The 24,728-nt window shown below is 47.1% G+C and carries 22 protein-coding genes and 1 tRNA gene; 10 read left to right on the top strand and 13 right to left on the bottom strand.

The genetic code is table 11. The features are described 5' to 3' along the window. Positions 1-47 precede the first annotated feature (47 nt). Together JGK36_RS20565 and JGK36_RS20560 are read right to left on the bottom strand one after the other, a co-directional pair. On the bottom strand, positions 48-1,721 hold the full coding sequence (locus tag JGK36_RS20565) for a serine/threonine-protein kinase (protein ID WP_293175806.1): 1,674 nt from the start codon (positions 1,719-1,721) through the stop codon (positions 48-50). A gap of 396 nt (positions 1,722-2,117) precedes the next feature. Beyond that, positions 2,118-2,576: a GatB/YqeY domain-containing protein gene (locus tag JGK36_RS20560; RefSeq protein ID WP_293175804.1), complete on the bottom strand. Its 459-nt coding sequence runs from the start codon at positions 2,574-2,576 to the stop codon at positions 2,118-2,120. A gap of 529 nt (positions 2,577-3,105) precedes the next feature. On the opposite strand from JGK36_RS20560, the gene JGK36_RS20555 reads away from it, so the two are divergent. Next, a complete protein-coding gene (locus JGK36_RS20555) occupies positions 3,106-4,098 on the top strand; it encodes a ribose-phosphate pyrophosphokinase (protein ID WP_293175802.1) in 993 nt (330 codons plus the stop codon). 439 nt (positions 4,099-4,537) lie between these two features. After that, positions 4,538-5,794, top strand: a complete 1,257-nt coding sequence (locus JGK36_RS20550) for a DUF3747 domain-containing protein (RefSeq protein WP_293175800.1) — start codon at positions 4,538-4,540, stop codon at positions 5,792-5,794. A 246-nt stretch (positions 5,795-6,040) separates the two neighbouring features. Here JGK36_RS20550 and JGK36_RS20545 read toward each other — a convergent pair whose 3' ends face one another. The 4 genes from JGK36_RS20545 to JGK36_RS20530 form a co-directional block, all read right to left on the bottom strand. Further along, positions 6,041-6,376: a XisI protein gene (locus JGK36_RS20545; RefSeq protein WP_293175798.1), complete on the bottom strand. Its 336-nt coding sequence runs from the start codon at positions 6,374-6,376 to the stop codon at positions 6,041-6,043. Positions 6,377-6,571: 195 nt separating this feature from the next. Continuing rightward, entirely contained in the window at positions 6,572-7,507 is a 936-nt protein-coding gene (locus JGK36_RS20540; protein ID WP_293175796.1) for a hypothetical protein, read from the bottom strand. Beyond that, entirely contained in the window at positions 7,485-11,813 is a 4,329-nt protein-coding gene (locus tag JGK36_RS20535; protein ID WP_293175794.1) for an AAA domain-containing protein, read from the bottom strand. The genes JGK36_RS20540 and JGK36_RS20535 overlap by 23 nt, the downstream gene beginning before the upstream one ends. A 228-nt stretch (positions 11,814-12,041) precedes the next feature. Further along, positions 12,042-12,114 (bottom strand) — tRNA-His (locus JGK36_RS20530). A 624-nt stretch (positions 12,115-12,738) separates the two neighbouring features. Between JGK36_RS20530 and JGK36_RS20525 the strand changes: the two genes are divergently transcribed. The 4 genes from JGK36_RS20525 (at position 12,739) to cobA (ending at position 17,009) form a co-directional block, all read left to right on the top strand. Continuing rightward, on the top strand, positions 12,739-14,250 hold the full coding sequence (locus JGK36_RS20525; protein WP_293197855.1) for a serine/threonine-protein kinase: 1,512 nt from the start codon (positions 12,739-12,741) through the stop codon (positions 14,248-14,250). A 124-nt stretch (positions 14,251-14,374) separates the two neighbouring features. Beyond that, positions 14,375-15,289: a manganese catalase family protein gene (locus JGK36_RS20520; RefSeq protein ID WP_363319084.1), complete on the top strand. Its 915-nt coding sequence runs from the start codon at positions 14,375-14,377 to the stop codon at positions 15,287-15,289. Between the two features lie 143 nt (positions 15,290-15,432). Next, on the top strand, positions 15,433-16,167 hold the full coding sequence (locus tag JGK36_RS20515) for a sirohydrochlorin chelatase (protein WP_293175855.1): 735 nt from the start codon (positions 15,433-15,435) through the stop codon (positions 16,165-16,167). Further along, on the top strand, positions 16,164-17,009 hold the full coding sequence (gene cobA, locus JGK36_RS20510) for a uroporphyrinogen-III C-methyltransferase (RefSeq protein ID WP_293197853.1): 846 nt from the start codon (positions 16,164-16,166) through the stop codon (positions 17,007-17,009). The genes JGK36_RS20515 and cobA overlap by 4 nt, the downstream gene beginning before the upstream one ends. Positions 17,010-17,113: 104 nt before the next feature. Here cobA and JGK36_RS20505 read toward each other — a convergent pair whose 3' ends face one another. The 7 genes from JGK36_RS20505 to JGK36_RS20475 form a co-directional block, all read right to left on the bottom strand. After that, the gene (locus JGK36_RS20505; protein WP_293175786.1) at positions 17,114-19,366 is read right to left on the bottom strand and encodes a transglycosylase domain-containing protein; all 2,253 of its coding nucleotides are present in this window, start codon (positions 19,364-19,366) and stop codon (positions 17,114-17,116) included. A gap of 636 nt (positions 19,367-20,002) precedes the next feature. Next, the gene (locus tag JGK36_RS20500) at positions 20,003-20,125 is read right to left on the bottom strand and encodes a photosystem II reaction center protein J (protein ID WP_293175784.1); all 123 of its coding nucleotides are present in this window, start codon (positions 20,123-20,125) and stop codon (positions 20,003-20,005) included. Between the two features lie 69 nt (positions 20,126-20,194). Next, entirely contained in the window at positions 20,195-20,317 is a 123-nt protein-coding gene (locus JGK36_RS20495; RefSeq protein ID WP_293175782.1) for a photosystem II reaction center protein L, read from the bottom strand. 9 nt (positions 20,318-20,326) lie between these two features. Beyond that, positions 20,327-20,464 (bottom strand): cytochrome b559 subunit beta, encoded by a 138-nt coding sequence (psbF, locus tag JGK36_RS20490; RefSeq protein ID WP_006635504.1) that lies wholly within the window; start codon positions 20,462-20,464, stop codon positions 20,327-20,329. Between the two features lie 20 nt (positions 20,465-20,484). Then, positions 20,485-20,733, bottom strand: coding sequence for a cytochrome b559 subunit alpha (gene psbE / locus JGK36_RS20485; RefSeq protein WP_293144446.1), 249 nt, complete (start codon positions 20,731-20,733; stop codon positions 20,485-20,487). 56 nt (positions 20,734-20,789) lie between these two features. Then, positions 20,790-21,803, bottom strand: coding sequence for a photosynthesis system II assembly factor Ycf48 (locus JGK36_RS20480; RefSeq protein WP_293175780.1), 1,014 nt, complete (start codon positions 21,801-21,803; stop codon positions 20,790-20,792). Continuing rightward, a complete protein-coding gene (locus JGK36_RS20475; RefSeq protein WP_293175778.1) occupies positions 21,790-22,125 on the bottom strand; it encodes a rubredoxin in 336 nt (111 codons plus the stop codon). Before JGK36_RS20475 ends, JGK36_RS20480 begins: the two co-directional genes overlap by 14 nt. Before the next feature lie 522 nt (positions 22,126-22,647). On the opposite strand from JGK36_RS20475, the gene JGK36_RS20470 reads away from it, so the two are divergent. The 4 genes from JGK36_RS20470 (at position 22,648) to JGK36_RS20455 (ending at position 24,649) form a co-directional block, all read left to right on the top strand. Then, positions 22,648-22,797, top strand: a complete 150-nt coding sequence (locus tag JGK36_RS20470; protein WP_293175776.1) for a hypothetical protein — start codon at positions 22,648-22,650, stop codon at positions 22,795-22,797. Between the two features lie 277 nt (positions 22,798-23,074). Beyond that, positions 23,075-23,437 (top strand): photosynthetic/respiratory NAD(P)H-quinone oxidoreductase subunit C, encoded by a 363-nt coding sequence (ndhC, locus tag JGK36_RS20465; RefSeq protein WP_006635500.1) that lies wholly within the window; start codon positions 23,075-23,077, stop codon positions 23,435-23,437. Then, entirely contained in the window at positions 23,428-24,153 is a 726-nt protein-coding gene (gene ndhK, locus JGK36_RS20460) for a photosynthetic/respiratory NAD(P)H-quinone oxidoreductase subunit K (RefSeq protein WP_265233759.1), read from the top strand. The genes ndhC and ndhK overlap by 10 nt, the downstream gene beginning before the upstream one ends. After that, the gene (locus JGK36_RS20455; protein ID WP_293175773.1) at positions 24,146-24,649 is read left to right on the top strand and encodes an NAD(P)H-quinone oxidoreductase subunit J; all 504 of its coding nucleotides are present in this window, start codon (positions 24,146-24,148) and stop codon (positions 24,647-24,649) included. Before ndhK ends, JGK36_RS20455 begins: the two co-directional genes overlap by 8 nt. Positions 24,650-24,728: the final 79 nt, after the last annotated feature.

The following is a 24,728-nucleotide window of genomic DNA, read 5'->3' as shown; positions in this document are numbered from 1 at the left end:
TAGTAAGTAATTGGCTTCAACTTAAGTCTAGAGGAATTTTGCCAGAACTAGGGTGAAGGCGCAGGAGTCGGTGCGGGTTCCGGTGAAGGCGCAGGAGTCGGTGCGGGTTCCGGCGCAGGAGTTGGTTCCGGCGCAGGAGTTGGTGACGGCGCAGGAGTTGGTGACGGCGCAGGAGTTGGTGCAGGAGTTGGTGCGGGAGTTGGTGCGGGAGTCGGTTTGGGTGCGGGAGTCGGTGCGGGAGTCGGTTTGGGTGCGGGAGTCGGTGCGGGAGTCGGTTTGGGTGCGGGAGTCGGCGCGGGTGTGGGTTTCGGCGCGGGAGTTGGCGCGGGTGTCGGTTCAGGTGTTGGCGTGGGTTCTGGCGCTGGTGTTGGTTCAGGTGGTAGCGATGGTGTGATTTCCGGCGAAGGTTCTGGGGTGATTTCCGGCGAAGGTTCTGGTGTGATTTCCGGCGAAGGTTCTGGAGTTGGGCTTGGCGAAGGTTCTGGAGTTGGGCTTGGTAAAGGTTCCGGGGTTGGAGTTGGCAAAGGTTCCGGGGTTGGAAGCGGAGTTAGTCTCGGCGTCGGACTTATGACTGATGGCGCTGTCGGAGTGGCTGTGGGCTTCGGTTTGCTGTTGAGAAATGAGCCTACTAATGCCCAGGAACCGAAGCCTGTCAAGATGACTAAGCCTGTTAGCAGTCCGATCGCAGCAACCGGATTATCCCACAAAGAGCCACCAGCAGGCTCAATTAGCGGATCTGGCTGGTTTTGCGGGCCGGGACTTAGGGGCACCACCGGCTCGGATTCGAGTGGTCTCCCCACGGCTACCGTTGCGATTAGCGAAGGATTTGACTGGACGACTGCTGATGCTGGTGGTGCAGTTGGCGCGTTAGATTGAGGGTTAGAATTAGTTTGGGTGTCGAGTGCTTGAGCGACTTCGCTGACAGATTGATATCGATCGCCCGGAGAGCGATTTAACATCCGATTCAGCACCAAAGCCAAACCAGCGCTCACCTGTACTTGCTGCTGCCAATTCCACTGTAGCGTTGTTTGATCCAGCAATTCCTGCGGTTCTTTGCCCGTCAGCAGGACGATCGCCGTTACAGCTAAAGCATACAGGTCACTGCTGGCCGTTGCGCGCCCGCTTTGCAATTGTTCCATCGGCGCGTAGCCAATTTTACCCACAGTTGTCGCGTGGGCTGTTCCTTCGGGAGACTGAACTTTGGTAGCGAGTTCTTTCACCACTCCAAAGTCAATCAGTACCGGCAACTTATCGTTTTCACGGAGGATGATATTTTCTGGCGAGATATCGCGGTGGATGATGCCCCGGGCGTGGATGTGAGCCAGTACCGGCAGCATTTGCCGGATAAATATTAAGACTTCTGCTTCACTGAAAGTGCGGCTTGTAGAAGGATCGAGCAACAGTTCGCGGTAAGTCATCCCTTCCACGTAATCCTGCACTAAAAACAAACGTTGATTCTCTTCAAATATTGCCCGAAACTGGGGAATTTGCGGGTGGGCAATTTGGTAAAGTATTGCCGCCTCTCTTTGAAACAATTCCTTCGATTTTTCCAAAACGTAAGGCCCGCTTTGCATCGGAATCAATTCCTTGAGGGCGCAGCGTTCTTTAAACCGCCCCTCGTCTTCTACTAAATAAGTCCGGCCAAATCCCCCTTGACCTAAAATATTCACCAAGCGGTAGCGGTTTTGTAGGAGAGTTCCAATAGCAATAGGTGGCTGCATAAGTTTAAGTAGAAACTGTCAAAAAATAGACGATCGCTGGCAGACTTAGAATGTTAAATCTTTAATGCTCAAGATCGTACTTCACTGTCTGTAGTTCCCAGTCCCGATGAAAGTTAGCATTTTACTTCTTTTTGAGCAACTTTGAGAAATTAGGCGCAAGCGGGCGATCGAAAATCAGGGGTTCCCCCGGAGGGGTTTGCCCCATAGTTGCGGTTTTTTTGGGCGATCGCAAAGGCGAAAAATTAGCAGGCTGCTACATTCTTCCTAATGACCGCTGACTGTTGACTGTTGACTGTTGACTGTTGACTGTTGACTGTTGACTGCTGACTGCTGACTGCTGACTGTTGACTGCTGACTAATGACTTCTACCAACTGTCAACTGTCCACTGTCAACTGTCAACTGTTAAGCTTTGCTTTTACCATCTCTTGAATTCTGTTACCGTCTGCTTTGCCCTTAAGCTGCTGCATAGCCTTGCCCATCACCTTGCCCATATCTTTGGCAGAAGTAGCGCCCACCGAAGCAATCACCTCGTCAACCACTTGACTTACCTCTTCGTCAGACATCTGCGCCGGCAAATACTCTTCCAGAATTGCCAACTCCGCCTCCTCCTGTGCCACTAAGTCCTCGCGGCCACCTTTGCGGTATTGGTCGATCGAATCCCGGCGCTGTTTCGCTATCTGCATCAAAATTTCCAATTCTTGAGCTTCTGTCAGCGTCTCTTGCCCCGAGGGACGGAGGCTGACTTCTTTTTCCAGAATAACTTTCTTGATGCCGCGAACAGTTTCCAAGCGAACTTTGTCCTTGGACTTCATCGCTGCTTTGATTTCTGCGTCAATCCGTTCTCTTAAGCTCATCGATTTTTACCTTGCTTTGCTATATCAAAAATCAGGAGTATGCTTCCGATTCTTAACTTTTTTTACAGTATTTTGCAAGTTTATTGCCTGTTGGTGGCATTTTTATCACCTTGAAGCCGGTGGCTTTCGGCCTTTGACCGAATTTTGAGCGGCTGCACTTCAAGTCTGGGCCCCAAATAGACTGTCGGCACAATTTTGAGACGCACAGACAGAAGTCAATACGGTTCACTGATAGTCCACGGGGAAAAAGAATGTGACAAACAGACGCGCTCGTTTGCGTCGCGAGGACAGCAATGACAAACAAACCTTAAGTGAACCGTATTGAGACAGAAGTGCGATCGCGCTTCTGCCTGCACACAGCCAGCCATAAACCCTGTTTATCCGACATATTTGTGCAACTTCTATTCAGTTCGCCTAAGTTAACACTTGCGGCCGCCCCGAAAGTTAAATCTCTCCAAATATTGGCTGAACATTTCTAATTTCCGATGGTAAGATGGCGGTTAAATAAACGTCTTGCAAGAGGCCTGCTGTGATCCGTTCTGCTACTTTACCGCTTCCGTTTCCCGAGCCGCCGGTTTCCGCTCACGACCGTCTGCGGCTGTTCTCCGGTTCTGCTAATGTTCCCCTCGCCCAAGAGGTGGCTCGCTATTTGGGGATCGATTTGGGGCCGATGGTTCGCAAGCGGTTCGCTGATGGGGAACTCTACGTTCAAATTCAAGAATCGATTCGGGGTTGCGATGTTTACTTGATTCAGCCTACTTGCTGTCCGGTGAACGATCGACTCATGGAATTATTAATTATGATCGATGCTTGTCGCCGCGCTTCAGCAAGACAAGTTACTGCTGTGATTCCTTACTACGGCTATGCTAGAGCCGATCGCAAAACAGCCGGCAGAGAGTCAATTACTGCAAAGCTGGTAGCTAATTTGATTACTGAAGCTGGAGCAAATCGCATTTTAGGGATGGATTTGCACTCAGCTCAGATTCAAGGTTATTTTGACATTCCTTTCGATCATGTTTACGGTTCGCCAGTGCTGTTGGATTATCTCGCGAGCAAGAAGTTGACAGATATTGTCGTCGTTTCGCCGGATGTGGGCGGAGTCGCCAGGGCGAGATCTTTTGCGAAAAAGCTTGGCGATGCTCCCCTAGCAATTATTGACAAGCGCCGCCAAGCTCACAACGTCGCTGAAGTGATGAACGTCATCGGGGATGTCAAAGGCAAAACTGCCGTGTTGGTGGACGACATGATCGATACTGCGGGGACGATTACCGAAGGCGCGAGATTGTTGCGCCGCCAGGGTGCGAGACAGGTATATGCTTGTGCTACTCATGCGGTTTTTTCACCTCCGGCGATCGAGCGTTTGTCTAGCGGAGTTTTGGAAGAGGTAATTGTTACAAATACAATTCCCGTACCTGAAGAGAACCGATTCAAGCAGTTGACGGTGCTTTCGGTAGCGAATTTGCTGGGCGAAACTATTTGGCGGATTCACGAAGATAGTTCTGTTAGCAGTATGTTCCGCTAGCTAGAGAAAGCACGTTTTCAATATTTGTTTTAGGGTGCGTTACAGGCTTGTTAACGCACCGTTTTTTTTGTATGTTGCGCTCTTTCTGGCAATAAATATCGTTTCCACAGGCATCCGAATAATAATATGTTTCCTATAGTGCGAGCTTAAGAGCTCGCGATCGTAACACCGCATTAACGATCGCATTGCAGTATCATATCAAATCCGGTAGCATCGTCCTGTATTAATCTCTCTATTCTCTCTCTGTGCCCTCTGCGCCCTCTGCGGTTAAATCATTCCGATGCAACCGGAAACGATATCATCCGATCTAACCGGAGTCGATCGCACTTGAGATCGCTGGAACAACAAATGGTAAAATTCTATCTTGTTGTCTTAAGACCGCGACCTTTTCATCTTCTAGAGATGTCTGACCAAAATAAGGGGTAAATAGGGAAAAACTATGAAACATTCACTGGTACGAGCAGCGGCCGCCTTTGTCGGTTCAGCAATTTTAACACTCGGGGCGATCGCTCCGGCGAAAGCATATACTTTTGACGAAACCGAAATTAACCAAGATCGAGTAATTGCGATCGCCCAACCGGGCGGTTTGACCGGCTACCAATTGCTTATTGTAGAACAAGTCACAGACAGACGGAAGTGCTGGAGCGAAAGCGGTTCTAATCCCGTGACAGTCGATCCGTTATTAGCTACTTTTGACTTCACCGGCATTTGCGGCCGCGCCACAGACAGCAACGGCTTTTCCATTCGCATGGCCGGCACCGATTTAGCATTAAAATACAGCCTAATATTGCAAAATGTTGATGGCAATGTGGTATTAATGGGAATTCCCAGCGATCCTAACGCTCAACCGATAATTATCGGCCGCACCAACGGCAATACTAACGGCTTTATGAAAATCACTCTCGATCCCGCTTGGCGCTTTAGTAAAAGAACTTATCAAGGGAAAGTATTAGGTCACTTTTATTTCACTAGCAGTCAAGCCGCACCGGGACAAATCGGAAATACTGGCGGAAATACTGGCGGAAATACTGGCGGAAATACCGGAGGTAATACTGGCGGAAATACCGGAGGAAATACCGGAGGCAATACTGGCTCTTCTACATTCGGAGATATTGCTAGCGATATCTACGCTTCCGAAATTAAAGAAGCTGTGGGCCTTGGGTTTGTCGCCGGCTTTGCTCAAGATAATACATTTCGGCCGCAGCTTGCCGTTACGCGAGAGCAATTGGTATCTTTAGTATTGGAATCATTGAAAGGAATCCAAGGTGCTAACATCACATTTCCTAACAATGTTTCTACTCGTCCTTATAGCGACGTTGATAGCACGCGCTGGAGTGCCGGAAAAGTGCAATTTGCGCGGGACAATAAAATAGTTAGTGGCTATCAAGATGGAACTTTTAAACCCATGCAGTCAGTGACTCGCGCTGAATTGATGGCGGTGCTGCGGAGAGCATCAGAATTTGGTTTGTCGGCGCGGGGAATGCAGCCAAATTTAGTTGGAAAAGAACCGCCTAAAACTTTTTCAGACACTCAAAATCATTGGGCTGCTGCGATTATTACTCAAATGTCTGCTTATTGTTCTGTTGCTTCCGCTGTTAACGAAGTTGGAACTCGTTTTGCTCCCGATGATTCTGCAAAGCGCAATTACGCAGCCGCGGCTACTTTGCGGATGCTGAAATGCGTTAAGGCTCAATAAACAGTTGACAGTTGACAGTTGACAGTTGACAGCGAATTGATAAGAATGGAGATTTAAACTCCGTTCTTATCACAATCTGCCTTCATGCTGGTGCTTCAAACCCCTGCTATTCGGTCAGTAGGGAAACCCTAAGTTTTTTTAGTAATCTTAAGACTGGCGCACCATAAGAATAGACTGTCAACTGCTGTGCCCTGAGCGTAGTCGAAGGGGTCAACTGTCAACTGTCAACTGTCAACTGTCAACTATTTACGCTACACCGTAGTCAGTATACGGTCGTTTGTATGGGGGTTGCAATCCCAAAACAATATCCTCTCTTGGCACTCCCATTGCAACTAATTCCTCCGCTGGATTTTGGTCGGTTAAATTTTGCTGAAGCCAGATTTTTCCATCTTTGATGTCAATGTGAATGATGCTTCGATAAATTCGGTTAAGGTGTTCCCAGCCGACATTCATCCACTGATAATGATCTCGTTCTGTGTCGCAGATAAGTTGCACTTCGACTTCATCATCGGAAACATCATCTTCGGCATAACGGGTGATTAATGTCTGAACGTATTGACGGTATTGAGCTAGTTTATCCATTGCACAATTACCTCATTTGTTGGTTAATCAGGACTAATATCAATTCGGGTTACATCGGAATTAATATTACCCAAAATCAGGAGACGGCAGTGCCGTTTCCCTACAATTAATCTGGCGTAGGGACACGGCACTGCCGTCTCCTCGCTTGTCATTCCGGCGCAGCCGGAATTGATATAAAGTCTTTTTTAGTCCCGATCATATCGTTTCCTTGCCTTTCTTCTTAGCTGCCGATTTCCGAGTTTTTGGAGTAGCAATTATTTCTGGTTCTTCCAAAATAACATCTTCTTCGGTTAATTTACACAAGTCGTTTAAGGAAAATTTTTGTTGGGATTCGAGTTCGTTTAGCAAGTTTGAGGCTGTTTCTAATATGTGCTTTCCCTGTCGGAGTTGGATGGTAGTTTTATTTTCGATCGCATCCTGCAACACAAAAACTGATACAATTTGCCAAATATCTAAATCATCACCGATGACATCGCACTGAGAGACGATTTTGCCGTTTTCGGGGACGTGAATCCCTAAGCCGGAAGCTTGGATCAGCGGCTGGATTTCTGTTATGCTTAAATCCGCAAGGTCGGTAATTTTATGTTCGAGGGATACGAAGTCTGCTAAATCTGGTAAGTTGATTGATTCTGCTGCTACAGCGTCGAATTTGAAGGTGAGAGTTTGGTTTAATGGATCGGAAATGGCGTAAATTGATTGGATTTGCGATCGACTAACTGCACCTTTATCAAAAAAATCTTCGCCTAGAGGTGCGATCGTCTTCGTTGGCGTAGCCCCCGTAAGGGCGGGATTCGCGATCGCAATTTTACCATTTTCCGCCACCTCCAAAATCTCCAAATTAACCAAATTCGTCGCCGCAGTCTTCACAAAAACCCGATCCAACCCCAACAAATCCGCCAACTCCTGCAAAGTTGGCGCAGGATCGAACTCCACACCCGCCCGCAAAATGAACTCTTCCAATACATTAAACTCGCGAGGTTCGCTAATCGTCACCTCCAGCGGAGTTTGGCGAATTGCAAAGCGGAATTCACGCGCCACCAACACCGACAAATCAGGGTTTTGTTGCTCAATTTGTGCCGCTAGCGAACTTAAATTCGCATCAATTTGTTTAGCTGAGGATGCTAGCAACATCTACAAAACCTCCGCAGTGACGCACCGTTTTTGAAACTTCCTGATACATTTTTCCGACAGTACCTGTTTGTTGCGTAAATAAATCGTGACAGCCGACAACTATTAACAATTCTTGAGCGCGAGAAAAAGCCACATTCACCCGTTCCGGTTCCTTAGCAAATCCAATATCGCCTCTAATATTATTGCACACAGTGCTGACAATAATCACAGGTCTTTCCATTCCTTGAAAGATGTCAACTGTACCAGTGCGGATACTCAAAGATGGGAATCTTTCGGCGGCGATTCTATCTTTAATTGCGTTCAATTGAGCACCGTAAAAAGTGATAATCCCGATTTCCTTCGGCGGTTCACCCTCTACCATTTTAGGCCGCCAAGCGGTTTCCATCTGTTCGCACAAAAGCTCGATCGCATCTATTTCCTTGACATTCAACCGCGAAGTACCCTGTTTCCCCTCCTCAAACCCTTGTCCCACCGGCGTTTTCACCCACAGGATGTGATTGTTTTCTTTGATGGTGTCACCTGCGAGATGGTGCGCGCGCCTCGTGTCTGCTTCCAAAATCCCGCAGTTGAGCTTTTGCTGATAAAACTGATTGATTGCGCCCATGATTTGCGGGTGCATTCGGTACTGAGTTGTCAGCATTTTTTTAATACCGTCGTCAGCTTTTTCAAACAATATTTTAAACAGCGATTCTTTGATAAAGCTAAGTTCGTCTCCGGTACAACCGATGTCTTCGGCGATGTCGTCGATCGTACTTTGATTAAACATCGGCGGCAATTGCCTGTGATCGCCCACTAATACTAATTTTCTGCCCTTCAAGGCGGGGATTAATAACTCTGGCGGAGTGCATTTACTAACTTCGTCAATGATGACTGCATCAAAGCTGGGAAAGTTTTTGCTAAAATCAAAGCTGGCAGCTTGCACGCAGGTAATGCCGATGACGTTCGCGTTGTCAATATAAATTTGCTTTAAATCTTGACGGTCTTTTTCTGACGGATTGCGGAGTTTTTCAATCCAATCTGTGACGAAGTTTTGAGAACGATTGAGGGCAGTTTCTTCTCGTTCTAATTCTCGCTGCCAATGCTTGAATAAACGCTTGATTTTACTTAAAAAATCTACGCTGAATAATCCGGTACTGGGAACTTCTATTTGGTATTTAGTCGGGATATTTTGCCATGCTGATTCCCACCAACTTCTCTCTACGATTAATTCTGGCGCTGGTTGTTGCTGTTGCAGTTTAGCCGTAATCTCGCTCAATTCTGTTTGAAGTGTCGCGAGTTCCTCCTGTGCAGTTGTAGCGGCAATTTGCAGTGGGGATAATTGCTCGTCAAGAGTAGTTTTGACAACTTCCAAAATCCCGAACGGATCTAAGTCAGCCAGGGATTTTTTAAGCTGAATCACACTGGTTTTCCAACTATCAACTTGCTTGAAAAACTGCTGCGGTTGTTCCCAAATATTCGACTTTTGCGCGAGATATTGTTGGGCGAGAATCCGCAACTTGTCTGGAACCTTTGACTGTTCTACAATTGCTTGCAATTGATTCGTAACTTCGCTAATTTTTAAGTTCGCTTCTTGCTGCGCGGCTTCTACTTGAACTTGGGCGGCGGATATTTGCTGCTGGCTGACGGTTTGACCGATTTTATCTAATAACTGTTGCTGCTTAATTAGTTGTTGTTCGGTTTCGGTTTTCAGGGGAACTATGCACTGGCGGGCGTTTCCGAGAATAGTATGCAGCAATTCTTTGACTAGCCGATCGAAGGTTTCTTGAATTTGATTTGGCTGCAATGATTGACTGTAAAATTGTTGGATGTTAGCTAAGAAAGTGTCAGCTTTTTCGAGGATGAATTTGCGCTGACTTTGACTAACTTGGGAATAGCTGGCGAAGTCTTTGGCTAGTTGTTGCCATTGCGCCCGATCGCCCGCAGCGAGCACGATCGGCATTTGAGTCAAATTTAGGTGCAAAAACTCGCTAAACCGGAACTGCTGCCCTTGAATGTCCTTGAAACCCGCGCTGGCTTCATGGGCGATCGCCTTTTGCAGTCTTTCCAAATCGGGCAAACTGACTTTACACTTCGGCGGGACGATCGGCAATTTGAGCGATCGGGCAATTTTCAAAAGTCCTGCGGGCAATTCTACCATATCATCCGTCAGCATTGCGCCCGTTTCCCAGCAAGCTTTCACAACAGTATAAAGTCGCGTATCCGCCGTCTCAATCCACTCTGCAACGGCGACAACCACGGCGGCAATTTCCGCTTTTCGCAGTTCCAAATTACTGATTTTCTGTTCGAGATTGTGGCGGTGTGTCTGATTTTGCTTGTCGCCCAACTCGAGTTGATTCACCGCATCCGACAACTGCCGCGACGCCCGCAGCGACTCCGCAACTCCTGACATCGCGTGACAAACTTCCTGGGCGCGATCGCCCGCCGTCTCAAATTCGGATAATTGCGGTGCTACAGTTTCCCGCAGCCAAACCGCAATCCCAAATGCACCGCAACTAGGGCGATCCAATCCTATTTGAATAGTATGGTTGACGCAAATCCGCACATTTGCCATAAAGTTTTCCACTAAAACATTACCTTCAGAATAAGGTTTTAGTTTCGGCATAAACTCGGAAACTTCTGAAGATTCCCAGTTAATCTCCGGCGCAGCTAGTAAATTTGCCAGCCCATCAACCAAAGATGCAATCTCGCTTTTAGCAGTTAAACTTAATTGATACGCTGCTGATTGCGCGGTCAACTTTTCCTCAACCTCCGCCTTCCCGTCGTGCAGGTATTTTTGTTCCTTAAAAAAAGCTCTCTCGGCGGCCGAGTAGGCATTAAATCTGTCGAAATCTGCCAGCAACCGCTGTAAAGATGTGACATTAATCTGACGCTGCGACAGTTTTTGTTCGCAATCAGTCGCCGTATTTTGCAGCCAAGTGCCGATCGCATTTTCCTCTAAAAACGGCTGGCCTTCCTCCTGTACCTTATGGGCTTTTCCCTTTCGCAAAGCCCGAATCGCCGGATTGTGAACCAACCGACTCAAAGCATTATCAACGGCTAAATTAGCTTGGGAAGCAATCAAAGTTTTCCCGCCTTGACGCGCAATTTGATAGCAAATTTCCGCAATCACCGTCGTTTTCCCGGTTCCTGGCGGCCCTTGAATCAAAATTAAATCCCGCGCCGAAAGCACCATTTCTACGGCAGCGAGTTGATCGTCGTTAGCATTGCGATTTAATAAATTTTCCCGATCCAATTTTACCAGCTTGTCGGGAATTCTCGCCTCGGAAGAGTCAAATAAAAACTCGCTTAAATAGGGATTTTGAGCGCGGCCATCCGCCAGCATCTTTAAAGCTTTCTTTTTGCGATCGATCTGACTGATATCCCCCGCCGCCTCGAAATACAAAAATCCTTGTTTGGGAAGTTGATATCGGCCGCCCGCCATGCGATCGCCCAAATCAACATCCAACTTAATCCGTAACATACCACGTTCAAATTCAATTTCCGCAATGCTACCCAAAGTCTCGCCATCGCGGCTGCTTCTGCTTCCCGGCGGCGAATCAAACAAAATAATGTCTTCATTTCTGGCTTGTTTCAGCCTTTCGCGAAAGTCGCCGACTTGTAAGGGATTCTCCTCGTAGCCGTCAAGAGTTGCCGAATTGCGATCGATTTCAAAAGTAACGATTTTGAAGCCGGAACCATAGTTATGCGCGCGGAAAGGTACACAAAATTGACGCGCTTCGGCGATGCGTTTTTCGACATTTAAGAAAGTGTGCCAAACTTTTAATTGTTCAGTTGTCGGTATGTGTCTCTCGTCCCAAAATGGCATTTGTTGGACGCGGGCGATCGACTTTGCAGGAATTGGCGATCTACTTTTCGGCAAAAGTCGCAACTGTACCGCCAAAGCATAGCCATCTTTTCTACCTCTAGGAAGCGCCACCAAACCAGCATCCAGCAGTTTCAACCCGCCGATTCCGTCTTCTATCCGTACAGTTGCTAACAAGCGTAAAGTGCGATTCCCTTCGGGATAGCTTCGCTTCACGGCTTTTTGCAACAATTCCGGTAATTTAAAATCATCTCGATCCGTAGCAAGAATCAACTCCCAGATTTCCTCTTCAGAAAATCTCTCATTTACCTTTTGGCGCCGCACGTAGAAAAGACTGGGGGATTTACCGGCTATTTCCGACATCACAACTTCCGCCCGATCTCTGCATTCCCAATCGCAATATTTCGCTAAAGCCGCTTCTCCTTCAACTTGACCAATAAATTTACTAATTGTGCGATCGCCACTAAATTTATATCCCCAATCTTCTGCTACTAAAGATGGCATATTTTGATTTTAGATTTTGGATTTTAGATTTGAGATTGGATTTAAGATTAGCATATTGGAAGACTGGGCGGTTAGAAACCGCGTCTATACAGGCGAAACCCAAGGTGGTTTTACAGTCATCAGAGAATTAGGTACGTTGTTGGGCTTTAGCCCTCTTTATATATACGCCTAAAGAGGGCTGAAGCCCAACAACGTACCTTTGTTAATTCTGCACAATAAAATCAAAAGGGCGAATGATGGGAATTGAACCCACGAATGGTGGTACCACAAACCACTGCCTTAACCACTTGGCTACACTCGCCATAACGTTTTCAACTATAACATAACATCTCAGCACAAGTCTAGGGGTAAAGCAAAAAAATTTCAAAATATTTTTCAGCCTCCCTAAACCGATCGGCATCAATTGTGCCTGAAATTCAGCGCACAGCCCGAGTTTAGCACAATTTTCGATTTGGGCGATCGCACAATAAAATTGGTTCGTAGTGCGGACTTCAGTCCGCATAATGCGGACTGAAGTCCGCTTTTGCGAACTTTCATTACTGGAGATGAGATAAGTCCTCGACGCAAGTGTGACAATAGTTAAAGATTTTTTGAGGTAGATTGTGGCGCCAAGAGTGAAGACAGCGCAACCGCATACCTTTGGTTAATGTGCCAGTTGCGTCTCGGAATGTAAATGAAACGCCCGCGCAGCAAGCTGTCGCGCGCCCGGATCTGTGTCAGCTTGGGGCGCCGTGCACATTGTATAACATCGCGATCGGGCCCAGCGGAATAGAATAGCCTTATATCCATGTGTGCGTCTATTGTCAACTAATTTTCTTCTCTTATCTCTCTTCCTTCGCCCCGCGAAGCAAGGAGACTATGAAAGCGGTGCATTTAAAAAACTTCTTCACAATCCAAAATCTCAAATATAAAATCTCAAATCCCTATGAGCTACTGTATTAACCCAGAATGTCAAAATCCCGAAAATTCACTCACAGAAAAACTTTGCTTGAACTGCGGCTTTAACCTATTGTTGAGACAGCGGTATCGCCCGATTAAACTCTTAGGAAGAGGTGGATTTGGCAAAACTTTCCTCGCCATTGATGAAGACATCCCCTCGCAACCGCGCTGTGCCCTCAAGCAATTTTATTTTCGCGATCGCGATCCAGTAATTTTCAACAAAGCCCTTGAATTATTCCACCAAGAAGCAGTCCGTTTAGACGAACTGGGAAAACACGCGCAAATTCCCACTTTATTAGCTGCATTTGAACAAGAAGGTCATATTTATTTAGTTCAAGAGTTTATAGACGGGCCGACTCTCAAAGAAGAATTAGACCAAAGTGTCTGCGATGAAAATCAAATTTGGCAACTGCTGCAAGACTTATTACCCGTGCTGCAATTCATCCACGACAACCGCGTCATTCACCGCGACATCAAACCTGAAAATATTATCCGCCGCCAGTCGGACAACAAACTCGTATTGATCGATTTCGGCATTGCCAAACTGCTGACTGATTCAGCTATACTCCGTTCAGCAACGCTGATCGGGAGTCAAGATTATATAGCTCCCGAACAAATGCGCGGTAAAGTATTTCCTGCTAGCGACCTTTACAGTTTAGGTGTTACTTGCATTCGCCTGATGACGCAAGTTCCGCCGTTGGATATGTACGACTGTAAAACCGAGCGCTGGTGGTGGCGCGAGTTTCTCCCCAAAGGCACGAGTATTAGCGCCGAGTTAGGTGAGATTTTAGATAAATTGCTACAAACTCATCTTTGTCAGCGCTACAGTTTTGCGGCGGAAGTTTTGGAAGATATCAATGCAGTTTTAGATAAACGCCAGCAAAATTTGGTTGTGCCGAAAAAGCCGATCGCCCAAACTCTCATTAATACCGACAACTCGCCTTATTTCAAAGCCCTGCCAACTTCTGAGCCTCCGATTTCACCGACCAAAACTACCGCCAATTCCGCAGAAACTTTGTCCTTATCAAGGATTTCAAATCTCGATTCTACCATGATTTCAGCAGCGGGAGTTGATTATACCAAACTGCGGGATTGTTTGTCAACTAAAAAGTGGAAAGAAGCCGATCGCGAAACTTGGGCCGTGATGTGTCAATCTCTATCGCTGACACCGGGAATTCAGCTAGAAATCAGCCAAATTTACAAGTTACCATGCGAAGATTTGCAAATAGTCGATCGCCTGTGGTTGCACTACAGCCAAGGTCGGTTTGGCTTCAGCGTCCAAAAGGAAATCTATGAAAGCGTCAAGGGAGATTATGTCAGATTTTGCGATCGGGTAAACTGGCAAACCTACAATTCTGCTACTGCTTCAGGACAACTTAAATTTACTCAGCAAGCACCAATCGGACACCTGCCATCTCGCAGTTGGGTTGGTGGCATTCAGTGGCTGCGACACCTCGATGCCTTGTCAGCAAAGCTAACCGAATGCAACAACAATTGACTATTGATATTTGTTATTTGTTATTTGTTATTTGTTATTTTTGAATATTTCGCAATAATTAATAACCAATAACTAATGACTAATAGCGTTCGCGAGCAGGGACAGCACTAATGACTAATGACTAATGCCCAATGACCTGTTTGGCCACTGCCCTGTTTGGCCAATTCCCGATGCCCAATTCCCGATGCCCAATAACTTAACTCTACCTGAAAGCAGAGCAATGGCTCCCGCTAGATGTATCCAACGAGCGAGGTTCAGTGCGATCGCTTGCCGCACAATGGATGCTGAAGGTAAACACAGATACAGTCGGAAATCTGACGACTGTAACAACCGAACTAAAGAGAGGTATCGATCGATGTTTTTTCACAAAAAGCCACTAATGTCTGCGGTAACAGTAGACGAAGCCAACCCCCGTTTTGCCCAACTGCTGCTAGAACAGTTTGGCGGAGCAACCGGAGAACTGACAGCAGCTTTGCAATACTGGGTGCAGTCCTTTCACTGTGAAAATGCAGAGATTAAGGATATGCTCCAAGATATTGCGATCGAAGAATTCAGCCACTTAGAAATGGTTGGCAAACTGATCGAAGCTCACACCAAAAACGTTGACCAAACAGAAGCTTACAAAAGCACTTTGTTTGCAGTCAGAGGTGTAGGCCCGCACTTGTTGGATAGCCAAGGTCAAGCTTGGAGTGCTGCTTACGTCAACGAAGGCGGCGATGTTGTCCGCGATTTGCGCGCTAATATCGGTGCGGAAGCAGGAGCTCGCCAAACCTACGAAGCATTGATTGAACTAGCGCCGGATGCGGGAACGAAAAAGACGCTGCACTTCTTGCTGACTCGGGAAATTTCCCACACTCAAATGTTCATGAAAGCTTTGGAAGCGATGGGCAAACTTACCGATCCGTTCTTCGGAAATATCGCGCCAGATTCAACAGTAGATTTGTTCTTTAATTTGTCTAGTGATGGCAAAGACCAACCAACTGCTTTGAACTCTGAACCTACTTTCAAGTACGTCGCCGAGCCTACTCCTCAAGGTTAATCAGAATATTCGGCAACTGTTATCCCCGACTTCTTAAAGAAGTCGGGGATTTCGGCGTTCGGTTTTTTTTAGGAGTTGCGGCTCCCTGATGTTAGAATTATTCAACATCCCGATCGACCATTAACATCAAATCCCTATTGAAATTGCGATCGACTTACCTATTAGTTTCTCACGGCAGCCGCGACCCCAGACCGCAAGTAGCTTTGGAAAACCTGGCTCAACTGCTGTCTGATAATTTGGCCCACTCCTTCCCCGCAGTCGCCACCGCCACCCTAGAACTCGGCCCCGCGCCACTCCACGAACAAATTTGCAGTTTTGGCGAACGTACCCTCTCCCTCGGACTGACTCATTTGCAAATCCTGCCCGTATTTTTATTACCGGGAGTTCACGTCGCCGACGACATACCGGCAGAGGTGGAAATTGCCCAGAAAACTTTTGGTTCCCGGTTAAACATAGAAGTGCGCCCGCATTTAGGTTCCCAAGTAGCAGGCTTAACAAACTTGCTCAAAACTCAGATGCAAGAGCTAGCTTTTCTCCCCAATTTGCTGTTACCAAAATGGATTGTACTATCTCACGGCAGCCGCCGCCCCGGAGGTAACTCGACATTTGAAGAAATCGCCAGCCAACTCGGTGCAGAGACTGCTTATTGGTCGGTAAAGCCGAGTTTGGAAGCACGAATTGACAGTTTGGTTCGCGGTGGACATCAGCAAATAGGAATTGTGCCATACTTCTTATTTAATGGAGGAATTACAGATGCGATCGCCAAAAATGTCGAGCAGCTACAGCAGCAATTTCCCACGGCAGAACTTCATCTCGCAAATCCTCTAGGCGCCAGTGTAGAATTAGCAGACTTAATTCGGGATTTAATTCAAAAATGAATCGCAAAGACACAGAAGAGGTCAAGGAAGCAAGAAAAATGTCTTTAGGTAAAGTGTATTTAGTAGGTGCAGGCCCCGGAGATCCGGGTTTGATGACTTTGAAGGGAAAAGCGCTGTTAGAGTGCGCGGATGTGGTGATTTACGATGCTTTAGTCAGCCCTCAAATTTTGGCAGTCATCAACCCCCAAGCAGAACGAATTGATGCCGGGAAACGCAAAGGCCGTCACTCGTTAATGCAGGACGAAACTACTCAGTTAATGATAGACAAAGCTCAAGATAATGCGATCGTAGTTCGTCTCAAAGGCGGCGATCCGTTTATTTTTGGGCGCGGCGGCGAAGAAATGGAAGAGTTGGTGAAAGCTGGAGTCTCGGTGGAAGTTGTACCCGGTGTCACTTCGGGAATTGCGGCCCCGGCTTATGCGGGAATTCCTCTGACACATCGATCGTACAGTTCGTCAGTCACTTTTGTCACCGGCCACGAATCAGCCGGAAAATATCGGCCGGAGGTTAATTGGCAGGCGATCGCCCGCGGCTCCGAAACTATTGTAGTATACATGGGAATCCACAATTTGCCTTATATCATCGGCCAGTTAACAGCAGCCGAATTGAGCGCAGAAACGCCCGTAGCCTTAGTGCGCTGGGGAACGCGGCCGGAACAAGAGGAATTGATTGGCACTTTGAGTACAATTGTAGAGCAAGTTGAGGCGACTGGATTTTCCGCACCTGCGATCGCCGTAATCGGAAATGTCGTTAATTTGCACTCTATATTGTCTGGCTGTCGGCCACATCAGACGGTGGTTGAAACCGCACCTACACAAACGATTTCTGCCTCCGCAGACTGAACAAAACAAATTAAATTTAACAATCTTTGTCTTCAACCCGCGGAGGCGGGTTTTGTCTGTGTAGACGCGGTTTTAACCGCCGTGTCTTTTCTACAAACCTATGTTCAACGTGCTACCTGCCGCATATATTCCCCCCACAACTGAGCCGCATTTGCACTACCTCCGCCAGTCGGAGAATTATCATCATTTCCCAACCAAACTCCTGTCACCAGTTGCTGGCTGGGAATATAACCGACAAACCACAAATCTTTATTATCATTAGTCGTGCCTGTTTTTCCAGCTTCTCCCAAGCCCAAAGCAGCACTGCTACCCGTACCTCCCCGAACAACTCCTTGCAGCATATCAGTCATCGTATCCGCGACGCCTTCAGAAACTAACTGTCGATTGGCAACGCCATCTTTTTGATAGTCATAAATCACCCGACAACTTTTAAAATCATTTCGATCTTTGCAGTCGCTGCTGTCAATAATTCGCTTGATTACGTGGGGGCGATTCCCCAAACCCCGGTTCGCCAAAACCCCGAACGCACCCGTTAATTGCAATACGTTAACTTCACTTTCACCTAACACTAAACCGGGGGAAGAACGCAGGGGAGATGTAATCCCCAAACGTCTGGCCATGCCCACTACATTGTCTAAACCGACATCTTGCGCGACTCTCAAAGCAATGGGATTTTCCGACTGTGCTAAACCCCGATACATATCAGTGCTACCGCTGGTTCTGGCGCAGCCATTGTAACTTTGTCCTCCCCAAGAAAGCGGCTCGCAAGAATAAGTCTTACTGGGTGGGATTCCGCGTTCTAGGGCGGCGGCATAGGTGAAAATCTTAAATGTAGAACCGGGCTGTCTCAATGCTTGGGTAGCCCGATTAAACTGACTTTGCAAGTAATCTACACCCCCAACTAATGCTAAGACTTCCCCGGTTGTAGAATTGAGAGTTACTACAGCTCCTTGAGAAAAACCTGCATTCGCTCCGGCATTTTCTACGGCATTTTTGAGGGAAGATTCAGCTACTTTTTGCAGACCTGGATTTAAGCCTGTTTCTACAATAAAATTGCCTTCTCTGGCTAACTGCTCCCCCAACAAAAACTCCAATTCGTCAAATACATAATTGTAGAAATAAGGCGCGATCGTACTTTGCAGGTATTGGCGGGCTTTGGGATTGATGTCAATTCGCGATCGCCTCGCGCGATCGGCTTCTTCCTGAGAAACCGTCCCCATGGCTCGCATCCGTTCGATTACTCGATCGCGATACTGCACCGCCAACTGATAATTTTGAATCGGATTAAAACTGTTTGGCCCAGGCAAAATCCCCGCCAAAGTCGCCGCCTCAGACAAAGTCAAATCCTTCGCCGACTTGGCAAAATAAAATCGAGACGCATCCTCAAAACCGTAGAGGTCAATTCCCAAAAACACGCGATTTAAATAAGTCAGCAACAGCTCATCTTTGCTGTAATAACTCTCTAGTTTCAAAGCAACTACTGCTTCCCGGAATTTGCGTCCGCCCGAATCTTGAGTACCTACATAATCTCGAAACAAACTCCGCGCTAACTGCTGCGTCAGAGTGCTACCGCCTTCGCGAATTCCTCCCCCGCGCACATTGGTCAACAGCGCCCGCAAAACGCCGATCGGATCTACGCCCAAATGCCAATTGTAGCGGCTGTCTTCCGAAGCAAGTACCGCCTTGGATAAATAAGGCGAAAAATCCTGCAATTGCTTCAATTCTAAGTGAGCGTTATTCTGAGGGGGACGCAGCGGAGTTTGTCCGTCGCGGGCGTAAACAATCACAGGGCCGTTGATACTTCTCGGTAGAGGCCGCACTTGAAACTTGGTCGATTCAACACCAACCAAAATAGCTATCAGAGTGGTGATTCCGCTAACACCGTAAAAGCTGTAACGCAAAAATTCTAAATACCAAGGTGGCGGATCTACGTACTGAACTCTGACGGCGGCGGCGAGTTCCGGCGGCCCTAATGTGAACACGTCTCCGTGACGGAGGGACATACTTTTAATTCGTCTTTTCCCTCTGTAAATGCCGTTGGTAGAGTCTTCGTCTTTAATTACAAAAGGTGTTCGCCGTCGAGTATCCCGCGACAGGGATAGGTGTACGTGACTGACAACGGGATTGCGAACTACAATATCTGAAGCTTTGGACGATCGACCTAACAGATATCGATCGCCCAATAGCGGATAAACCTCAGCTTTAGCCGCACCTGCATCCTGTACCCACAGTTCGGGTACTTTGGCATTTGGTTTCAGGGCTAGCTGGTTAAAATTAACCTTGGCAATTGTCTGGACTGCTTGGGTAATCGCACCCAAGACGGTTTGAGGTTTGCGGGGCGGCTGCGGTGGGGTCATATTTCGCTATGGACTACGATCGAGCGATCGGCTCTTGAATCATTCTACTCGCAACTTTTGGCTATTTTCAGGATCTGTCCCATACTTTGGGCGATCGACCGTCGATGTTAGATTTTAGATTTTAGATTTTAGATTTTAGATTTATACCGTGTCCTGTCAATTACCTAAAATTAAAAAGGTTCGATCGTTCGGACTTTAGTCCTACTAGCGATTCCCAGCAAAATATTATAATTTTCCTAAACAATGAACTGTTTATCTAACATTTATCCTCGATTTATATCATTTATCAAAACTTTTGCTACAAAACAATTGTTCGGATTGTTTGATCGACCTCGATCGAGGCTAATTCTTAGGTACGTAGTTGCGCTCTTTGCGCTCCGATCTTAATATATATAGCCATCCTAAATCATTATCACGGGCGGCGAACATAAATGTGATTTCGCCTAAATCAATCAGGGACACGGCTTGACCTAAGTCCCTACAGGTACTCATGAAAATCCTGCGAGGATTGCGATAAGAGCGCAAAGAGCGCAACTACGTACCTTTATTTAGTGTGACGGTTGCGTCTAAGACTGAATTAATTAAAACCCCCCTTTTTCAAGGGAGGTTTTAGGCGTAAAATACGCAATATTGTCCTTACATCGAAGAACCCAAACCGGCATAAGCACCGTAGAAGAAAAGGCTCAAAATGCTCAGAGCACCGAGACCTGCGACAGTAGCTACCAGCCACAAAGGAATTCTGCCACTTTCACTAAACATAGCGATCACCTCACTAATTCACAGCTAAACAAATTGGATTGAATCACAGAGATTGAACTGAACCACCAGTTAGTTAAAGAAATAACTGGAGAACAAAATCCCCAACACAAAAATCAGCAATAAACCCAAATAAAGAGAAGTCCGGTTTAACTCGACTGGCTGCTCGTTGGGATTAGGGGCGCGTTCAGGCATTATAAACTCCTATCGTTGAATAAATTGCATTGCTGCGATCGCGCCCAAAAAGAAAATCGTTGGGACACCTAAAGTATGAACGGCCAACCAGCGTACCGTAAAAATCGGATACGAAATTGGCTCATTGTTTGGCGTTCTGCTCGTCATTTTTCCAAATCCTTGTAAAATTACTTGCCAATGAACTGATCTACTTGTTTCTTAGCTTCAAAGCGATCCGAGATAATCGGAACTTCTTCGCGCTGCTCTGTGAAATACTGGTTAGGGCGAGGAGTTCCGAAAGCATCGTAAGCCAAACCAGTTTGCACAAACAGCCATCCAGCAATAAACAAAGCTGGAATGGTGAGGCTGTGAATTACCCAATAACGGATGCTTGTAATAATGTCCCCAAACGGACGTTCTCCAGTTGTACCGGCCATTTAGAATCCTCCTTTCAACAACAAATCGACAGACAATCTCTATTACTATTCTACTATCAAGCAGCTTGCGCTGAACCTTGATATTTAAGTAGAGTACCGCTCGCACCAATCACGAATCCGCGATCGGGGCCCATAAAGACAATCCTGTAAAAATTAGCAGGAACGTCCTCAACTTCACGGTCTTTTTGCCAAGTTTTCCCGCCATCCAAACTGCACAGCAAATTGCCGCCGCCGCCGGCTACCCAAACTTCATTATCAGTCCGGTAAGCCATGTCTAGCAAACCCCAACTCGCTTTGCGATCGGGAAAAAACGGTTTTCCCCAACCTTCAGGATTGGACGGATCGCTAAACTGAATCTGACCGCCGCGGGCGAGCATCCACAAACGCCCGTCCTTGGTAAAGCCCATGTTTTGCAAGCGGCGAGAACTATTGCGGTTGTGGGGTTCCCAAGCTTGTTGTCCTGGTCTCCACACGGAGTAGAAATTACCTTTCGAGGATACCGCAACATACTGCCCGTCTTCCGAGCGGTTGATATTGCGAACTACCCCAAAAGAATCTTGCACGATCGCTTTCCAATTTTTGCCACCGTCAGAAGTCCGGTAAATCGCCCCGACATCCGTCGTCATATCAGCCGTATTTGGGCCAATAGCGGCGATCGTACTCGGAGAACCTGGTAACTGAGAGCTTAAAGCAATCCGCGTCCAAGACTTGCCCTCATCTTCTGTGTGGAGCAAAACCGAAGGCTGACCGACAATCCAGCCTTCGGAACCGGAAAAACTCACCGACGCAAAACGCGATCTCGGCTCGTCTATATCCAGTGCTACTGGCTTCCAGTTAGTCCCGCCGTCGATCGTTTCAAACAGAGTCGCCTCAGAACCAACAACCCAGCCGTGCTGGGCATTTCCCGTAAAGGCAATATCCTGTAAATTAGCTTCTGTTGGCAAGGAAATCACTTGCCAAGGGTTGTAACTCACAGAACCGATCGTGCTGCAACTCGTACAGATGAGTGCAGCCGCCAATAACATTACAATTCGTTGCCAAAATCTCACAATCGTTTTACTGCAAACCATACATACTAAGTAACAACAAGAAACCAACGACCAAGCCGCCAAAAATCAGCAAACTTTTTTGACCTTCGGTCATGCCGTTGACGCCGACACCGTAGCGCTGATTTGCTTTAAATCCCGATACTCCTTCCATCTGACCCAGATTTTGAAAGACCGACTTGCGGCCCGCGCAAACGGGACAAACCCAAGTAGCGGGCAAATCTTCAAAAGCTGTGCCAGGGGCAATGTCATTTTTAGGATTCCCTTTTTTCGGATCGTAGACGTAGCCGCAGGCGCGGCACTCGTGCCGATCGAGGGTCTTAGTCTCAGTGGCTCGATCGCTCATAGTTCCAAAAAGAGTAGGTCAGTTGACACTCTCCGGGCTTTAGCCACGGAGATTCTTAAGACCACAATTTGAGTCTTAAAGGCGCTGACAAATCGCCTCTACACGCTCAAAACAACTACTAACACCAGAAGTATTGCAATTGCGCTTACTTTGATCTTTTTATACTTTCAGAGTCCATCACGCCCGCCAGTTAGGTACGCTCAACAATTCACTATTGCTTGTTTAACTCTCGCTACGATCGAGTCGAGGCGAGCTAAATCAGGAGTTACACCTTTTGATATTGTTTCAACACGTAGATGGTTGTTCTTACTTGCCTTTCTAGATCTTCTAACGCGAAGCCGTCCTAGAAGGACGGGGCTTCAGACCGATTTTGTTGGTGAAGTACCTCAACTAAGCTTCGTTATAGTTGGGGCTGCCAACCAACACTCAGATTAGGACGGTCTTATTCGTCTTCGAGGTTTCCCGTCTCAACCGCCGATACCACGTTAGGGACACCACAAGGGTGTTCGACACAAAGCGTCGATGATGGTCTTACTCAGCGTCCACAGGCAGCCGCCCGTCTTCCACAGGCAGTTAGAATATCGTTTACCCAATCCTGAGATTGCGGTTTTATTAAAATATACATTAAAAATTATTGCAGAAGATGGACAATTAATCTCGATCGACCAGTAATTTCTGTTACCGAAAAATTGGGCCTAAAGCCCCGTGTCCCGATCAGACGGCTTTTATGATAAGTTATGTATTTATGTATTGTTGATTCGCGAGATGTAAAAATCCGGTCTCAACTGTATAAATCCAAAAAATCTCAAATAAGTTGGGGCATCAACTATCGTGCTAGGCAATATCAGACAAGCCGTGCTTGCTTTTGCTGTTTAAATCCACAATCCCCATGCCTTTAGGTTGGGGAGTATGTCAAATAACCCTTTCACAGAGGCAGTAATTATTCACCGTGTTTGCACTTAGCGGCTACGAGTATTTTTTAGGCTTCCTGTTAATTTCGAGCCTAGTGCCTATCCTCGCCCTCACGGCGTCTAAGGTACTGCGGCCCAAAAGTCGTCCCTACGACCGACGCACTACCTACGAATCTGGCGTTGAGCCGATCGGCGGAGCCTGGATTCAGTTCAACATCCGATATTATATGTTCGCCCTGGTCTTCGTCATCTTCGACGTAGAGACCGTATTCCTCTACCCTTGGGCGGTTGCTTTCAACCAGCTAGGACTCTTGGCTTTCATCGAAGCCTTGTTTTTCATCACGATCCTCGTTATTGCTCTTGTATATGCATGGCGCAAAGGAGCCTTAGAATGGTCTTAAGTTCTGATACATCACAAAAATCGCTAATTGTCAATCCGGCAGAGCGGCCGCAAGTCACATCCGAATTATCAGAGAACGTCATCCTAACCACGGTTGATGACATCTATAACTGGGCGAGACTTTCCAGCCTGTGGCCGTTGCTTTACGGCACGGCTTGCTGCTTCATCGAATTTGCAGCTTTGATTGGTTCGCGCTTTGACTTCGACAGATTCGGCTTAGTACCGCGATCGAGCCCCAGACAAGCTGACCTGTTAATCACCGCAGGTACAATTACCATGAAGTACGCCCCCATCTTGGTGCGGCTGTACGAACAAATGCCCGAACCCAAGTACGTGATCGCCATGGGCGCGTGCACGATCACCGGTGGAATGTTCAGCGTAGACTCCCCCACAGCAGTCAGAGGCGTTGACAAACTTATCCCCGTAGATGTGTACATCCCCGGCTGTCCCCCGCGTCCCGAAGCGATTATTGACGCAATTATCAAACTGCGGAAAAAAATCGCCAACGACTCAATGCAAGAAAGGGCTAACTTGTTACCGACTCACCGCTACTACACCAGACCCCACAAAATGAAAGTAGTAGACGACATTTTGGATGGCAAATATTTGTCAATTCCCGGGCGGATAGCCCCACCGAAGGAGTTGACGGAAGCAATGGGAATGCCCGTACCGCCCGCCCTGCTTGCAGGACAAAAACAGGAGGTACAACGTGGCTGAGACAGAATCTGCGATTGTTGAAGCTGGGAAGGTTTCTCAGTGGTTGACTCAGAATGGCTTCGATCACGAGGCTTTAGCTGCTGATAATTTGGGTGTGGAGATCTTAAAGGTCGATCGAGAATTCCTAATTCCGATGTCAACAGCACTGTACGCCTACGGGTTCAATTATATGCAGTACCAGTGCGCCTACGACCAAGGCCCCGGACAAGATTTAGTCAGCGTCTACCACTTGGCTAAATTGACAGATAACGCTTCCCATCCCGAAGAAGTCCGCGTCAAAGTATTTATTCCCCGCGAAGATCCGAGAGTTCCATCAGTTTACTGGATTTGGAAAGCAGCAGATTTCCAAGAGCGGGAATCCTACGATATGTACGGCATCGTCTACGAAGGACATCCAAATCTGAAACGGATTTTGATGAACGAAGATTGGGTGGGCTGGCCGCTGCGGAAAGATTATATTTCGCCTGATTTTTACGAATTGCAAGACGCTTATTAAGCGAGTTTTGCGAGGGCGGGTTTAGAGTATAAAATTTGACTTTTGCAGTCAAGTTTTATGCAAAACTCGCCCTCTGTTT

Source organism: Microcoleus sp. PH2017_35_SFW_U_B, assembly GCF_020737865.1.
GTDB lineage: Bacteria > Cyanobacteriota > Cyanobacteriia > Cyanobacteriales > Microcoleaceae > Microcoleus.
This window is presented reverse-complemented; position numbering and strand designations above follow the sequence as displayed.